11 protein-coding genes are annotated in these 13,990 nt (G+C 42.7%); 9 read left to right on the forward strand and 2 right to left on the reverse strand.

All coding sequences use genetic code 11. From position 1 onward, the window contains the following. Nucleotide 1 precedes the first annotated feature (1 nt). Nucleotides 2-2,266 (reverse strand): TonB-dependent receptor, encoded by a 2,265-nt coding sequence (locus ACFFGT_RS16600; RefSeq protein WP_377023644.1) that lies wholly within the window; start codon nucleotides 2,264-2,266, stop codon nucleotides 2-4. Nucleotides 2,267-2,538: 272 nt separating this feature from the next. Here ACFFGT_RS16600 and ACFFGT_RS16605 point away from each other — a divergent pair, with 272 nt between their 5' ends. The 8 genes from ACFFGT_RS16605 to ACFFGT_RS16640 all read left to right on the forward strand — a co-directional run bounded on the left by ACFFGT_RS16605 (nucleotide 2,539) and on the right by ACFFGT_RS16640 (nucleotide 11,683). After that, nucleotides 2,539-3,675, forward strand: a complete 1,137-nt coding sequence (locus ACFFGT_RS16605; RefSeq protein WP_377023645.1) for a sensor histidine kinase — start codon at nucleotides 2,539-2,541, stop codon at nucleotides 3,673-3,675. Nucleotides 3,676-3,677: 2 nt separating this feature from the next. Then, on the forward strand, nucleotides 3,678-4,379 hold the full coding sequence (locus ACFFGT_RS16610) for a LytR/AlgR family response regulator transcription factor (RefSeq protein WP_377023646.1): 702 nt from the start codon (nucleotides 3,678-3,680) through the stop codon (nucleotides 4,377-4,379). A gap of 297 nt (nucleotides 4,380-4,676) precedes the next feature. Then, on the forward strand, nucleotides 4,677-6,101 hold the full coding sequence (locus tag ACFFGT_RS16615) for a DUF3500 domain-containing protein (RefSeq protein ID WP_377023647.1): 1,425 nt from the start codon (nucleotides 4,677-4,679) through the stop codon (nucleotides 6,099-6,101). 102 nt (nucleotides 6,102-6,203) lie between these two features. Then, nucleotides 6,204-7,451: a HupE/UreJ family protein gene (locus ACFFGT_RS16620; RefSeq protein WP_377023648.1), complete on the forward strand. Its 1,248-nt coding sequence runs from the start codon at nucleotides 6,204-6,206 to the stop codon at nucleotides 7,449-7,451. 322 nt (nucleotides 7,452-7,773) lie between these two features. Further along, nucleotides 7,774-8,895, forward strand: a complete 1,122-nt coding sequence (hemW, locus tag ACFFGT_RS16625) for a radical SAM family heme chaperone HemW (protein ID WP_377023649.1) — start codon at nucleotides 7,774-7,776, stop codon at nucleotides 8,893-8,895. A gap of 112 nt (nucleotides 8,896-9,007) precedes the next feature. Beyond that, on the forward strand, nucleotides 9,008-9,553 hold the full coding sequence (locus tag ACFFGT_RS16630; RefSeq protein WP_377023650.1) for a fasciclin domain-containing protein: 546 nt from the start codon (nucleotides 9,008-9,010) through the stop codon (nucleotides 9,551-9,553). A gap of 243 nt (nucleotides 9,554-9,796) precedes the next feature. Continuing rightward, nucleotides 9,797-10,675 (forward strand): cupin-like domain-containing protein, encoded by an 879-nt coding sequence (locus ACFFGT_RS16635; RefSeq protein WP_377023651.1) that lies wholly within the window; start codon nucleotides 9,797-9,799, stop codon nucleotides 10,673-10,675. A gap of 126 nt (nucleotides 10,676-10,801) precedes the next feature. Then, on the forward strand, nucleotides 10,802-11,683 hold the full coding sequence (locus ACFFGT_RS16640) for a cupin-like domain-containing protein (RefSeq protein WP_121233280.1): 882 nt from the start codon (nucleotides 10,802-10,804) through the stop codon (nucleotides 11,681-11,683). 219 nt (nucleotides 11,684-11,902) lie between these two features. Here the strand turns inward: ACFFGT_RS16640 and ACFFGT_RS16645 are convergent, their stop codons facing one another. Beyond that, nucleotides 11,903-12,877 (reverse strand): phytanoyl-CoA dioxygenase family protein, encoded by a 975-nt coding sequence (locus tag ACFFGT_RS16645; protein WP_377023652.1) that lies wholly within the window; start codon nucleotides 12,875-12,877, stop codon nucleotides 11,903-11,905. A gap of 127 nt (nucleotides 12,878-13,004) precedes the next feature. On the opposite strand from ACFFGT_RS16645, the gene ACFFGT_RS16650 reads away from it, so the two are divergent. Beyond that, nucleotides 13,005-13,856 (forward strand): helix-turn-helix domain-containing protein, encoded by an 852-nt coding sequence (locus ACFFGT_RS16650; protein WP_377023653.1) that lies wholly within the window; start codon nucleotides 13,005-13,007, stop codon nucleotides 13,854-13,856. Nucleotides 13,857-13,990 lie beyond the last annotated feature (134 nt).

Genomic DNA, 13,990 nt, shown 5'->3' on the forward strand with positions numbered 1-13,990 from the left:
ACTAAAAAAAGTAACTCAAATGCGCAACCGCAGCGAATTTTGTACCCGGTGTAAAGGCAACGCCATCGGCTGGTAACTCACTTTTCAACCTGGTTTCGGTTTCAAATTGGGTCTCCTTCCATTTTACATTAAACAGGTTGTTAATTGTTAAACCTATCTCGTATTTTGGTTTTGTATAATTTAACACAAGGTCATTCACAAAGTACCCTACAGCAGTTAAGCTGTAGTCCTCATTAGCTGCCCGGTCGCCTAAGTAACGGTAACGGAGGCTGCCATTAAAACCTCTTTTACTTAAATAAGTAATACCGCCTGTGCTGCTCCAAACAGGTGCTAAGGGTATGTAGTTTTGGCCGGCCGGTTCATTTAAGGAGCGCCCGTGAGCATAATTCAAATCGGCATCAAAAAACAGCGATTTAACTGGCTGATAGCGGGCGGATAAGTCAAGTCCGATGCGTTGGGTACGTCCGCTGAAGTCAATCGTACCACCATCGCCGCCATAAACAAATTCTTTAGACAAGAACCCATACCATATAGCCGTATTAATAAGCAGGGATTGGACAGGTTTAAACACCGTCCCTAAGTCTGCATTATAAGCAGCTGCTAAACTTTGTACTCCATTTACTGCCACAACAGCACGGACATCATTGGAGTTAAAACCTTTGCCCAGGAATAAGTAAAACTGTGTTTTATCGGTAGCCTGGTAATAGAAATTCAATTTAGGGCTGATAATGTTATTATTTGCCCTGTAAACACCTATACCCTTAAATGTGGTATCGCCTGCCAGTTTATTATTATACTTATAATAAAACTGGTCAAATCGCAGGCCTGCGTTTAAGGTAAGTTTAGAATTGAACTTGAATGTTTCATTTATAAAAGCGCCTGCACTGAATTCGGTAATATCACCCAGCTTAATCGGATTAAGCAAAGTATAGCGGTTTACCGTATGCGATAGTTCTGAATTATTGGTGGCATCCAAACGGGCATTCAAACCAACTTCTGTAGTTAATTTAGTTTCCCCCATGTACCCATCGTGCAGGTAGCTGCCATTATAGCCGTATACGTTCCGGGCTTCTTTCTGCCTGATCTCATCGCCGTTTACCGTGTCGACCAAAAAGAAGGTAAAATTGGTATGCAGGTCAAATTTGTACCGGGAGTAATACAACTGATTTTTTAAAACATCATGTTCGCCCAGTGTTGTTAAAAGCTGTGCATTAAAGTTGGTGCGGGATGTTACGCCGCCTTCATTCGGGTCAAGCGCTCCATAAAAACCAACTTTACCTTCGTCAACTGCACTCTCCGGGATCTGACCGGACGCGAACCAATTACTGTATAATGCAGATGCGGTTAAGGTTAGCCGGTTATTGTCCGAGATTTTACCATGATACTTAGTAAAAAAGTTAAAACGTTTAAAATGTTGCGGATTGTCAAAATAACTATCACTGTAACGGTATTCCGAAGCGATGTACCAGGATTGGTTATTGGCTTTAGCTTTTTCGCCTAATAAATTCACCATTGCTAAAACGCGGTAAGTATTAAATTGACCACCTTCAACCTTAACGGTATTCTGGCTGATGGCATCAGCAGTATGAAAATCAACGGCGCCGGTCACATCCAGGTCACCCTTTTCGGCATCGTATGAACCTTTCTTATAGGCAGTGCTTTCTATCGTTTCCGGGATAATAAAATGACTGTCGGCATAACCCTGGCCGTGGGCATGTGAAACCATATTAACAGGTATCCCATCTGCATATAAAGCGATATCTGTACCGTGGTCATTATCAAATCCCCGCAAAAAAATCTGTTCGGCTTTACCGCCGCCCTGGTGCTGCCCTATAAACAGCCCGGGCACCATGCGCAGTACCTCCTGTGAATTAGACACGGCGCGCAATTTAATATCGGTTTCGCTAATGATTTTATAAGGGTTTGGATTATTAGCCGTGATTACCACGTCGGTTAACTGGGTTTGTCGCGGGCTCATAAAGATGACAGGATTGTGCTGCAAATCTGTTATTAAAACGGTTGCCTTACCATAGCCAACTGCAGTGACTGTAACAGATCGCACCCCGGGCCCTGCTCCCCTGTAGAAAAAACGCCCGGTTTCACCGGTAATCTCCATTTTATTTACAGGGTTTAAAATTACGGTGGCACCGTTAACAGGTACACGGGTAACGCTGTCAACAACAGTTCCTGAAATGGTTTTTTGCTGCGCATACAGCCCGTTGCTGCTCAATAGTAATATACTTAATACAGAGATTTTAAATTTCATACCATTAATCAAATATCATTGATAGATTAAGAGTGGGTGGTATAAACGTAGCTGCAAACTTTTATTCAAAACAGAATGTATAGACGAACGGTGTTTTTTTGATGGTGAACAGGTTATCATGGCTCAAAAATGGCGTAACTTTAAAGTTCTAATGCTGGTATCAGCAAGGATCATCCCAGCCTGGTAATTGTATACTTCTGATTAATCTATACATTTAAGCCGATCACCGATACTTTACTCCCTGGTAAAAACTGTTTGTGTTATTTTACCTTATGTCACAAATTAAAACCATTTCGGTCGTTTTGCATTTCGTTGGTTGGATAACGCTAATGGGCATCCCGCTTATTTTTTTGCATAGTGGCGATAAGTTTAACGATGTCATAATCCCTTTGCGAAGCCCCGACTACTGGTTATTTGGACTTACTTTTATGATTGTTTTTTACAGCAATGGTTATTTTTTTGTTCCGCGGTTATTGCTTAATAAAAAATATGTTTCCTATGGCCTCGTTACATTTTTCCTGATGTTTAGTGTGTATTGTATCCGGCCATTTGACCGGCTGCTTCATATCAGGGAAAAAGAGAGCGATAACCGACCGCCGGATCATCCACCTTTCGCCCTGCATGGCAACGAGAATTATCTGCCAGAAAGACCACCCTGGCAAGGGCCGGGTTTACCATCATACCGGGACAGGCCTTTAAGCAGGTCGCCGTTTAAGCAGCCGCTTGATATCACCAGTTTTTTTATTTTTTTCATGCTGCTTGCCTTTAGCGCCGCCATTAAAACAGTAGAGAAATGGCTGCTTATGGAGCAAAGGGCTGCCCGCGCAGAAGCGGACAAAGCAACCGCAGAGCTCTCTTTTCTGAAAGCGCAGATCAATCCGCACTTTTTATTCAATACCATGAACAATATCTATACGCTGGTTTTAACTAAGGATGATCATGCAGCTGATAGTGTTATAAGGCTTTCAAAAATCATGCGCTACGTTACGGAAGATATAACTGAAAACTTTGCACCGCTGCAGCGTGAGGTTGATTGCATTACCAATTATATTGAACTGCAGCGCTTACGCACAGGTAACCTTACTGTTGTTGATTTTGAGGTAGATGGCGACATGGATGGAAAACAAATAGCCCCGCTGTTATTGATGACCTTTATTGAAAATGTATTCAAATACGGTGTTAGCAAACACGAAAGATCAACTATCAAAATCAAATTGGTTATTAGTGAAAGCACCCTGTTTTTTTATTGTAAAAACCGGATTTTCGGTTTGAGCAACAGCGAACATAGCACCGGAATCGGGATCAAAAACACCCGGCGGCGTTTAGAACATTTATATAACGAAAAGTATTCATTAAATATCAGCAGTGATAACCAGGAGTACATTGTTCAATTAACATTACAAACATAACCATGCCCCTTAAATGTATAGCTATTGATGATGAGCCTTTAGCGTTACGGCTTATCGGTGAATATGTATCGCGGTTTCCATCATTGCAACTTATCAGAACATTTGAAGATGCAATTTCAGGTGCCGAATTTTTAAAAAGCACAAAAATCGACTTGCTTTTTCTTGATATCAATATGCCTGATATTTCCGGCATCGACCTGATGAGGTCGCTGACCGTAAAGCCCATAGTTATTTTCACTACCTCCTATCGGAAATATGCTTATGAAGGCTTTGAGTTAGAGGCGCTGGATTTTGTTGAAAAACCTATAGAACCCGAACGTTTTACCAGGGCTGTAGAAAAAGCGCTTATGTTTCACAGATATAAGAACCGGGCAAATGAGCAATTGAACAATACAAACGAAAGCCTGTACGTACAATCTGAATACCGGATTTTAAAGATCGACCTTAACACCATCGGGTATATTGAAAGTGTGGAAAATTATATCCGGATTCATTTAATTAATGCCAAACCCATTCTTACACTTATGCCCTTAAAAGAGGTATTAAAAAAACTACCTTCTGCTAAATTTCAGCGTATTCATCGCAGCTACATTGTTCCGGTAAGCAAAATAAGATCCTTCCAAAACCGTAAAGTGCAATTGACAGACATTGAATTGCCGGTGAGCAAAGCTTATTATGAAGCTATCCGCGGCTTAGTTCATTAACTTTTATGTGACTAATATTGCTCCATTAATCATTATTCCTTACTTCAACGGATAATACAGAATTCCTTAATTACGGGTCAAAAACAGCGCTTCCTGATGCCTGTTAGGAGGGCGTACCTGTGCTCCTATTTTCGGGCACAAATAAAGGCCTTACCTCATATTTTGTTTAAAACACCATCTATAGCCATCCATTCACCATCGTATTAACCCTGTTGGTCGATAAATATTTATCGTCAGAAAAAATTGGGAATACTTTCGGATCAGGAAACTAAATCAAAAGATTAAACAAATTAAATCATGAAAAAGTTAATACTCTTATCCTGTGCGGGCCTGCTCATAACGGCCTGCATTATGATGGCCTGCAAAAAAAGCAGCAAAAGTGATGGCACAACAACCACTACAACTACTACCACAACCGCCTCGGTTTCGGCTTTAACCTGTGGTTCGGCAGTAGTGTCATCAACGGCAACCGTTAACACAGTATTTAGCGGCAGTGCCGCAATACCGTATACAGGCGGCAACGGCGCCACCTATACTGCAGGTTCCGCTATCTCTTCAACCGGGGTTACCGGACTAACGGCAACTTTAGCGGCGGGCACATTAGCCAGTGGGGCAGGTAACATTACTTATGCCATTGCCGGTACGCCAACGTCAACCGGTACCGCGTCTTTTTCTATTACCTTTGGCGGGCAAACCTGTAGCTTTGCAGTAACTGTGGAGGCTGCAAGTACATCAACGGGCTGTTCTACCTCAACAACTATTGCATCAAAAGTAGTATGCCTGGCCAATGCTTTTTTAGCAACGCTGAGTACTTCACAGCAGGCATCTGTTGTACTTTCGTTAAACCTAAGCAACGCTAAAAGATGGTCAAACCTGCCATGCGGGCTTTCATGCAGAAACGGACTGGCATTTAGCAGTTTAAGCAGCACACAATTGGCCGCGGCCAAAGCTGTTGCACAGGCGGCTTTTGGAACAACAACCGGGGAGGGCTATGACGAATTCACCCAAATTATGGCTGCCGACGATTATCTTGGTCAAACAGCTTCCGGCTATTCTTCGGGCAACTATGTTATCGCATTTTTGGGCACCCCAACTACAACCGGGAAATGGATGCTGCAAATTGGCGGGCACCATTACGCGCAAAATATTACTTATGATGCCGGCAATGTAACCAGCATTACTCCTTTGCACCAGGGGGTAGAACCAAAAGGTTCATTTACTTTAAGCGGAACTACTTATAGCGGCCCAATGGAATCTGAACATAGTGCAATGCAGGCAATGCTCGGTTCTTTTACCAGTACTGAATTGGCTTCGGCAAAAATATCCGGTACTTTTTCAGATTGTTTGATGATACCCGGCTCTACCACCAACACCTTCCCAACTACTAAACAGGGAATTCAGGTAAGTACACTGAGCAGTTCTGCACAGGCAAAAGTACTGGCAGCCATGATGCCATGGATTAACGATCTGGATGCCACTTCTGCAGCTGCCTTTACTACCATTTATCAAAATGAGCTTGCAAATACCTATGTATGCTATGCCAGCAATACATCGGGTGTTGCCGGTACGGCCAGTTCATTTTTAACAACAAATACCGATTATGTGAGGATAGATGGGCCAAGTGTTTGGATCGAATTAATTTGCCAAACGGGCGTGGTGCTTTCGGGCATTCACTACCATAGCGTTATGAGGGACCATAGCCGGGATTATATAGGTTTATAAAAAACTATAGAAATTATGTACAACATTGTTTCAATAAACAGTCGCCATAAAAACAGTTGGCGGCTGTTTATTTTTGCCATCATTTTTGTTATTGCGATATTAATGTCAACGATTTCCTTCGCACACCAAACACCTAATACACTTGTTTTTTTGGATGCAAGTCCGAACAGGGTTGCACTGGAACTCCAAATGCCGCTATCAGAACTGGAGCTTGCTTTTGGCAATAATATATCTGCAAAGCCGGAAACACTTATTGAAAGGTTTGGTCCGCAGTTAAAAGAATACCTCCAGGCACACATACATGCGTATCTGAAAAAAAATTCCCCATGGACGGTTGAAATAGAAGCTTTAAGGATGGACAAGGGGAAATATGCCGAAAATGGCATCGATTATTGGGAACTGGTTGCCTATACAGTTATCATACCGCAACAGGGCGAAAGCACCCGTAAGTTTATGCTCGATTATGATGTGATCATGCACCAGGTTATTAACCATGCCGCCCTTGTTTCTATCCGCAGCGATTGGGAAACTGGGAATTTAAATGCACCAACGGCAGATGCAATGGTGATCAGCCGGAATACCAGGGATAATGTAATATATCCACTGGAAATAAACCTGCAGCAGGGAAGTTGGTTTAAAGGGTTCAAAAGCATGTTTGCTTTAGGCATGCAACATATCAAAGAGGGTACCGATCATTTACTGTTTTTGATTGTGCTGCTGTTACCAGCCGCCCTTTTGATAAATGGCAGGCAATGGGGCAAATTTGGCGGTACAAAATACAGTATCCTGCGATTATCGAAAATTGTTACTTCGTTTACAATTGGGCACTCAATTACCCTGCTCATCGGCGCTTTAGGCTGGTTAAGGCTGCCTGCACAACCCGTAGAGATAATGATTGCGTTTTCTATTTTAGTTTCTTCAATTCATGCCATAAGGCCAATTTTCCCGGGGAAAGAAATGTATGTAGCGGCGGGCTTTGGCTTAATACATGGCTTAGCATTTGCATCCGTATTAGCTAACCTTAAATTAAGTGCAGGTACTATGGCGTTAAGTATTTTAGGCTTTAATTTGGGGATTGAGGTTATGCAGCTTTTTGTTGTATTAATTACTATTCCATGGTTAATTTTACTAAGCCAAACACGGGCTTATAAGTATGTCAGGGTTGGCGGCGCTGTCATCTCCGGTATAGTTGCCATTGCGTGGATCTTGGAACGCGCTACCCAAACGCCTAATTTTATTTCAGTTTTTGTAAATAAGGCGGCAATACAAGCCCACTGGGCTATCCTGATCCTGGCAGCACTGGCATTGATAACTACCCTGTTAAAAAGGCGCGTAGCCCATTCATTATAAGATACCTGTTGCTGAATTTTTAAGCCTGGCTAACGCTGATTCCGGAATCAAAATAATCTTTATCCACATAAATCTTAAAGGAAGCCATAATTGCGTTTACCTTTGCCTTCAATATCTGGACATGTGCTTAATTTGGCACTGCTCAATTTTTTATATCTGGTAGCTATCGTAAATTTTTATTGCTTTTGCTATTCGCGAATGCCAGAAAGTGAGAACCGGGTAATATAAAACAAACGCAAAAAATAAAACCAAATACTCAACAATGAGGGCTATATATATTATTTCCGTATAGATTATCCTCATTCAGGCTATCATAAAAGAAATGGCAGGCATTTACATACATATCCCCTTTTGCAAGCAGGCTTGCCATTATTGCGATTTCCATTTCAGCACATCATTAAAGTACAAGGATGAGATGCTGTATGCTTTGATCAAAGAGATTAAACTGCAAAAAGGCTACCTCAACGGCGAAACCATTGAAACCATTTATTTTGGTGGTGGAACCCCTTCTGTTTTGGAGGGCGATGAGATCAGCAGGATCATCAATACCATTACCGAACTGCATACGGTATCATCTACAGCCGAAATAACTTTGGAAGCTAATCCCGATGATCTGAAACCTGACAAGCTCAAAGCACTGAAACAAACGCCTGTTAACCGCTTCAGCATAGGAATCCAGTCATTTTTTGATGAAGATTTGGTTTGGATGAACCGTGTACACCGCGGGCAGGAAGCCGAAGCATCGGTAAAGCGGGCCCAGGATGCCGGGTTTGAAAACATCACTGTCGACCTGATTTATGGCTACCCCATGCTCAGCGATACCAAATGGAAACAAAACCTGGATAAAGTATTTGAGCTTAACGTTCCGCATGTATCCACCTACTCCATGACGGTTGAACCGCAAACCGCGCTGGCAGCTTTCATCAGTAAAAAAAAGCAGCCGCCCATGAACGAGCAACAAAGCGCCGAACAGTTTGTGGTATTGATGGATGCCATGCAGGAGCACGGCTTTGAACATTATGAGATCTCCAATTTTTGCAAGCCCGGACAGTATTCGCGCCATAACTCCAACTATTGGAAAGGGGTAAAATATTTAGGCATAGGCCCATCGGCCCACTCATATAACGGCGATGCCCGGCAATGGAACGTAGCCAATAACGCCAAATACATGCAGTCGCTCGAAACCGGGAAACTATCTGCCGAAACCGAGGAGCTAACCGAAGAGAACCGCTTGAACGAATATATCATGACTTCGTTACGCACTATTTGGGGGCTTGATCTGGCTAAACTTAACCAGATAGCCAAAGGCGCATCCGACGAATTATTAAAAGCTGCCGCCGAATATTTCGACAGGGAATGGATCACACAAAAAGATAATGTTATTTATCTTAGCGCAACAGGTAAACTATATGCCGATAATATAGCTGCCGGTTTATTCTTTTAAACCTATTTGCCCGGAAACAGTCAATACATTGTTACAAAGCAAAATGATGTTTAAATCTGTTTAGCTTTACTAAGCGTATCTTTAACATGATACTTATCCTGACTATTAAATTATGAAAAAACTACTCATCGCGGCTTTTGCATTGCTGGCTTTTGCCGCTGCTCCAAAAGCTTATGCCCAAAAAACAGTTGGTGGTGCGGTTATGTCGCCTGCTAAAAACATTGTACAAAATGCATCGGGCTCAAAAGATCATACCACACTTGTAGCTGCTGTAAAAGCGGCCGGTTTGGCTCCAACACTATCGGCAGCAGGGCCTTACACCGTGTTTGCACCAACCAATGAGGCTTTTGCCAAATTACCGGCCGGTGCGGTTGATAACCTGCTGAAACCAGCCAATAAAGCAAGCCTGATCAAAACTTTAACTTACCATGTGGTGCCCGGCAAATTGACTTCGGCCGATTTGTTAACCAAAGTGAAGGAAGGTAAAGGCAAAACCGAACTAAGCACGCTAAGCGGCGGTACTATAACCGTAATGTCGCAAGGCACAAAATTGTATCTGGTCGACGAAAAAGGCAGCAAATCATGGATCACCATTGACGATGTTGCCCAAAGCAACGGCGTTATCCACGTTGTGAATGCCGTGTTAATGCCAAATTAAGTTTGCAGTTGCCGGTGGGCAGTTTGCAGTCATTTGCAAGCGATTTTATTAAAATAATGCCGTTAGCTGAAATCGCTAACGGCATTATTTTTTCGAAAAAACTGCAAACCGAAAAGTACAAACTGCCCACTGTAAACGGCAAACTGCCCACTGAAAAACTGTCATTAAAATTTCAAAATCTCGCGGGAGTGTTTACATATTTTTTACAAAGAATTAATTTTGCTCGTTAATTAATTTGTGAAAATGAGTATAAAGCTTACACCTATTGACAGTGTAGACAATATAAGCAAAGAGGATTTTGTTAACAATTACTTAAATCCGCGCAAACCGCTTATTATCCGCAAAGCGACTGAAACCTGGCCCGCTCTCCAAAAATGGACTTTTGAATACCTTAAGGAAGTAGTCGGCGATAAAACCGTTCCGCTTTATAACAGTTCAAAGGCCGATCCTTCCAAAGCCATCAATGCCTCGGCCAGCGAAATGAAATTTGGCGATTATATCGATCTCATTCAAAAACAACCTACCGATTTAAGGATCTTCCTTTTCGACCCAATAAAGCATGCCCCAAAGCTGCTGGACGATTATCGTTCGCCTTCAGATTTAATGGGCGGTTTCCTTGATAAATACCCTAACATGTTTTTCGGCGGTGCCGGTTCTGTAACATTTTTACACTATGATATCGACCTTGCACATATTTTCCACACACATTTTAATGGCCGCAAACATGTAATATTGTTCGACCAGAAATGGACTGAGCGCTTATACTGCATTCCATTTGCTACCTACGCCCTGGAAGATTACGATATCGAAAATCCTGATTTCACTAAATTCCCGGCGCTTGACGGCATTGAAGGGCAGGAAGCCATTTTAGAGCATGGCGATACCCTGTTTATGCCTACCGGCTACTGGCACTGGATGAAATACCTTACTGGTTCGTTTTCTATTTCCCTGCGCGCCTGGGATAAATCATGGGCCATTAAAGCCCAAAGTTTATACAACTTAACCATACAGCGCAAGTTTGATAACATGATGAAAGCCCGCTTCAAAAAGGGCTATATGGACTGGAAGGAAAACCTCGCTATAAAACGCGCCCACAATGCCCTTGCTACAGGCAAGCCATAATGTTGAGATATATTTATACTACTTTGGGGTTTATTTCGTTATTTTGAATGCTTTTAAATAAGTAAGAAACAATACTGTAACTTTATTTTAAAATTAGCGTAATCCCCCAAAGTAATAAAACTATATATGTGCTTCATTCTTAACCCGATCGATACGGTTGAAAATATTTCTCCCGAAGACTTTAAGAAGAATTATTTAGACCCTCGTCGACCGCTGGTTATCAAAGGGCTTACTAAAAGCTGGCCCGCCCGCGAAAAATGGACACCCGAATATTTAAAACAGGTTGTTGGCAACAAAGTGGTGCCGCTATATGATAATTCTAAAGCTGATCCGTCAAAACCCATTAATTCATCGGCAACCGAAATGCCTTTTGATGAATATATCGACCTCATCCGCAGTAAGCCAACCGAATTAAGGATCTTTTTCTTTAATATATTTAAACAAGCCCCACAGCTTTTGGATGATATTGTGTTACCTAAAGATTTGATGGGTGGCTTTTTAGAAAGTATGCCAGCCATGTTTTTCGGCGGCTCAAACTCGGTTACGTTTTTACATTACGATATTGACCTTCCGCATATTTTCCACACCCATTTTGGAGGCCGCAAACATGTGATCTTGTTTGAAAATAAGTGGAAACGCCGCCTGTACTGTATCCCCAATGCTACCTATGCTTTGGAGGATTATGATGTACTAAACCCTGATGTTAAAAAATTCCCGGCGCTTGATGGTGTTGAAGGCATTGAGGTTTTCCTTGAACATGGCGATACCCTGTTTATGCCAACCGGCTACTGGCACTGGATGAAATATGTTGATGGTTCATACTCCCTGAGCCTCCGTGCCTGGGATGCAAGCATAAGCCGTAAAGCGGCAAGCCTGTACAACCTGGCCATTAAAGGCGGTGTTGACAGCGCACTAAAAATGATGTTCAAAGGCAAATACGCTAAATACCGCGAAGGCCTGGCCGTTAAATGGGCAAACCGGGAACTGGCGGCTGGAAAGCCCTTTTAAGCCGGAAGTATTAAGTTTTAAGTCTTGAGTCAAAATATTGAATAGCGATGGGTAAAATCCATCGCTATTTTTATTACTAACCCGAGGCCGTGTCCTCACGGCCGGCTTGCTTGGTAAATGCGCGTGAGGACACGCGCATGGGGTAGCATTTTCTTGTGGCCGTGTCCCCACGGCTGGCACGCATAGCAAATGTGCGTGAGGACACGCACATGGGGAGAGCTACCACTTATCCAATCCTAATAGCTTTTTACCCAAATCACTAAGCTCGGCTACCGGGTTTTGTTTTTCCCTTTCCAGCGGATCACCGGGGAAAGCGTAGCCTTGCATGGCCTCGCGGCTTTGCCAGCTGTTGATACGCCATTGCCTTAGCTCTTCGTTATCTTCCTGGGCGGGCATCATGGATATATATTGGGCTATGCGTACTTTATCTGTACTGGTATTGGGTCTTATACCATGCGGCTGCAGGCTGTTAAATATTAGCAGATCGCCAGCTTCAAGTTTCACTTTTACTGTTTCAAAGCCGGTGGTATCAGGCTTATAATGATCTCGATCTTCGGGCTGGCTTAATTTCCAGGTATCGTAGGTTCTGTATAACTCGGGGATACATTGAAAACCGCCCATATTTTCATCCGTTTGATCAGCAAGGGCCAGTACACCCTGCACATTCTGGGGCTTGGTTTCAGGATCGTAATCCCAATGAATAAAACCTTTGTATTCAAAACCCGGGCGCAGCGGAAAATTCAGGTTGGCCCTGTCAATAGTTACCCATAATTTTTCCGTACTCCAGATATCTGCAAAAGCTGCATGAACTTTGGGGTACTGGCGGTTATCCCACATAAATTGCTGATTATAAATTTCAACCATGCCGGTATTGTTCAGCTCGCTCATTTGCATTTGGGCATTGGGCTTTTTGTACCAGGTGCTGATGTCATTAGCATCCTTACCCTCGTATTGCCACAGGTAAGCAGCCAGTTTTTCAACCTGTGCTTTGGGTACCGCGTTTTTGATGATCACATAACCGTTTTCTATCCAAAATTGCCAGTCGGCCTCAGTAAGTACCTTTAGCGGTTCATTATTGCTACGTTTATTCAGGCTCACCTGGCTTGATTTTGCGGTTGAAGGGTTACCGGGGATTTCTTTATGGGCATTCGCCGGTGCAGTTGCCATGGTCATGGTTGCGTTTTCGGTCTTCATAATTTTGTTTCGATTTATAATTCAAATTTAGGCTTGCATTAAAGGTGGCTTATCCTGTACAATGATCAAAATTTGCTCTGTATTGACCATTTAGTTATCTTTATTAAAACTTAATGCTCAATACGGCATGGATAAGATCCAGTTAGAGAAGGTAGATTTTGAACCGGGCAAATCGTTCAAACTTTTTTCGCCCAGGCTCAGGAATACCTTCCTGTGGCATTATCACCCGGAATATGAACTGGTTTATGTGGAGGCCGATGCCGGGATCAGGCACGTTGGTTCACATATTTCCGGCTATACCCAACATGACCTTGTACTGATTGGCAGCAACCTCCCCCATCTCAACTTTGATTACCGGCTCCGGAGCGAATACCACCAGATAGTGGTGCAACTGAAAGAAGACTTTATGGGGACGGCAATAGGTATCACACCCGAATTTTCGGCCATTGAGCAGCTTTTTAAAAAAGCGGCAAACGGGATTGCTTTTTATGGCAATACCAGGGCTCTGGCAGTACAAAAGCTAAAACAATTACCGGGGATGGGCTCGTTTCAGCAATTAATGGGGTTGATGGAAATCTTTAATATCCTGGCCGGTTCAAATGAGTTTACCGTTTTAAATAATGATGAGTTAAACCTGCAATTCTTTTTAAAGGACAAGATCAGGATGGGGGCTGTTTATGAATATATAGGCAGCAATTATAATCTTAAACCCGATGTAAATGTGGTAGCGGCTAAAGTTAATTTTACTACAGCAGCCTTTTGCCGCTATTTCAAAAAGCAGACCCAAATGACCTTTACCGATTTTGTGAACCAATACCGTGTTGATGTAGCCAAAAACCTGCTCATGCAGGATAAAAACGTAACCGAAACCTGTTACGCTGTGGGTTTTGAAAGCTTATCATATTTCAACAAACTCTTCAATAAAATAGTTGGTAAAAACCCCTCCGATTTTAAGAGGGATTGGGTTGGTAAGGATTAAATTTCCTGGCTACTGCTCATGATATAATTAAAATGGGGTCATGCTGAGTGTTTAAATCTGTTGGACTCTGAAGGTGCAATGACATCTCCACCACGTCATTGCGAGGCACGAAGCAATCCCCGACAGGCAGGTAA

Origin of the sequence: Mucilaginibacter angelicae (assembly GCF_042434235.1) — a bacterium.
GTDB lineage: Bacteria > Bacteroidota > Bacteroidia > Sphingobacteriales > Sphingobacteriaceae > Mucilaginibacter > Mucilaginibacter angelicae.

Coding starts and splice junctions, on each gene's coding strand:
- ACFFGT_RS16600 (WP_377023644.1), bottom strand. CDS start 2,266: ATGAAATTTAAAATCTCTGTATTAAGTATATTACTATTGAGCAGCAAC.
- ACFFGT_RS16605 (WP_377023645.1), top strand. CDS start 2,539: ATGTCACAAATTAAAACCATTTCGGTCGTTTTGCATTTCGTTGGTTGG.
- ACFFGT_RS16610 (WP_377023646.1), top strand. CDS start 3,678: ATGCCCCTTAAATGTATAGCTATTGATGATGAGCCTTTAGCGTTACGG.
- ACFFGT_RS16615 (WP_377023647.1), top strand. CDS start 4,677: ATGAAAAAGTTAATACTCTTATCCTGTGCGGGCCTGCTCATAACGGCC.
- ACFFGT_RS16620 (WP_377023648.1), top strand. CDS start 6,204: ATGTCAACGATTTCCTTCGCACACCAAACACCTAATACACTTGTTTTT.
- hemW (WP_377023649.1), top strand. CDS start 7,774: ATGGCAGGCATTTACATACATATCCCCTTTTGCAAGCAGGCTTGCCAT.
- ACFFGT_RS16630 (WP_377023650.1), top strand. CDS start 9,008: ATGAAAAAACTACTCATCGCGGCTTTTGCATTGCTGGCTTTTGCCGCT.
- ACFFGT_RS16635 (WP_377023651.1), top strand. CDS start 9,797: ATGAGTATAAAGCTTACACCTATTGACAGTGTAGACAATATAAGCAAA.
- ACFFGT_RS16640 (WP_121233280.1), top strand. CDS start 10,802: ATGTGCTTCATTCTTAACCCGATCGATACGGTTGAAAATATTTCTCCC.
- ACFFGT_RS16645 (WP_377023652.1), bottom strand. CDS start 12,877: ATGAAGACCGAAAACGCAACCATGACCATGGCAACTGCACCGGCGAAT.
- ACFFGT_RS16650 (WP_377023653.1), top strand. CDS start 13,005: ATGGATAAGATCCAGTTAGAGAAGGTAGATTTTGAACCGGGCAAATCG.